A 1843-nucleotide genomic window follows, 5' to 3' on the forward strand; every position below is an offset into this window, starting at 1 on the left:
CACCATTGCCGAGGTCAATGAAATCTCGGCCACCATCGCGGCGGCGATCGAGGAGCAGGGCGCGGCGACGCGCGAGATCTCGCGCGCCATTCAGCAGGCCTCGATGGGGGCGTCGCAGGTGGCCGAGGGGGCGAACGGCGTGCATCGGGCCGCCGACGAAACCGGATCCTCGGCGCGCGACGTCCACGCGGCGGCCGCGCTCCTTGCCCACAAAGCCTCGGATCTCCGCCTTCGGGTGGATTCCTTCCTGGCGACCTTGCGCGAAGGGTAAGGGCGCCACGGGCACGGAGGCATCCCGGCCGCCGCTTCCGGAAAGTGAGTTCGTCTGGGAAAAGGGAGGATCGCTTTTTCCAAAAAGATGAAATCACTCCAGGAGATCAAAGGACCATCGGACTCCAGATAAAGGGCGGTCGTTTCGGCCGCCCTTTTGCGTGGGAGCGGAGCGGGCTGTGCTGAAAGGTCTGTATATCCGATGACTGGATTGGATGTTGAGACAAAGCCACGAGCAATTAGGCGAAAATAAAATAAAAAATATAAGTGAAATGTGATGGGAAAGCCTTGTGGTTGATTTTCGTGGGGCTGAACCTCTTGGGTTAGCGTAAGAGTCGAAACTATTTAGTTTATAATTCGTGTGAGGTGGTGGCTTTTTTTTGAGCTCTCGCTAGGCATGGCTGATGGTTATTGTATCATGGGGCCATGGCGTCTTGCTCTGAGGAAAAGGTGGGGGCTGCAATGAAATGGACAATGCCACTGGCGATGCGCATCAGCTTTCCCGTTGTGATCATGAGTCTTGGGCTTCTTGCCGTCGTTTTCGCGGCTATTTTTATGCAGCGCACTGGCCTTCTGGAAGAAAGACGAGCTCTTCTGGAAGAACATATTGCCTCGGCCATAAGTCAGCTCGGTGACATGCAGGGGCGGGCTCAACGGGGCGAGTTATCTGAGCAACAAGCCCAGGAAATGGCAAAAAGCATTATTCGAAGCATTTCCTTTGGAGAAAATAACTACATTTTTATCAACGATAAAAACGGAAATACACTGGTCAATCGTGGCGCGCCAAAGGTTGAAGGAACCTACACAGGAGCGCTCAAGGATCCCTATGGCATTCCTTTCATCCACCTGCTGACCGAAGGCACGGCGGGAGGCCAGGGGGTTTTTGTTGAATACCACTGGCCCCATGCCGGGCAGGACAAGCCGGCTCCCAAGTTAGGCTATGCCCAGCGGTTCGTGCCGTGGGAGTGGGTGATCGGGACCGGTGTGTACATGGACGACGTCAATGCCCGCTTCACCACGCAGGCCCTCGTCCTGGGGGGCATCGCGGGGCTTGTGCTCCTGGTGGCCACGGCCGTGTCCCTGGGCGTGGTCCGGGCGGTAAGCCGGCCTTTGGGCGCGATGAAGGGCGTGATGAACCGGCTGTCGCAAGGGGATCTGGGCGTCACCATCCCGGGGGACGACCGGAACGACGAACTGGGCGACATGGCGCGCGCGCTGGAGGTCTTTCGCGACAATGCCCGCGCCAACAAGCGGCTGCAAGAAGAGGCGATCGCCACCGAGCACCGCCAGAGCGAGGAGCGGCTTCGCGCCCGGCATGCCCTGGCCGATTCCTTTGAAGCCGATGCCGGGGCGATTCTCAAGGCCTTGATGGTCTCGGCCGAGGAACTCGACCGCACCGCCCGGACGATGAACGAAACCGCCCGCCGGTCCCTGGAGCGCGCGCGCGAGGTTCGCGACGCCTTGACCCAGACCACGGGCAATGTGCAGTCGGTGGCCAGTGCCGCCGAGGAAATGTCGGCCTCGGTGGGCGAAATCTCGGGCCAGGTGCATCGTTCCAACGACGTGGTGGGAA

Annotated in this window: 1 protein-coding gene and 1 pseudogene; both read left to right on the forward strand. The window is 59.6% G+C overall.

Annotated features, from left to right (window positions below):
* A pseudogene (locus ROR02_RS16315) lies at positions 1-271 on the forward strand (methyl-accepting chemotaxis protein); the annotation flags it as partial.
* A gap of 554 nt (positions 272-825) precedes the next feature.
* A partial coding sequence (locus ROR02_RS16320) for a cache domain-containing protein (protein ID WP_246135603.1) occupies positions 826-1843 on the forward strand: 1018 nt, incomplete at its 3' end.

It is taken from the genome of Pararhodospirillum oryzae, assembly GCF_007992075.1.
In the GTDB taxonomy this organism is placed as follows: Bacteria; Pseudomonadota; Alphaproteobacteria; order Rhodospirillales; family Rhodospirillaceae; genus Pararhodospirillum; species Pararhodospirillum oryzae.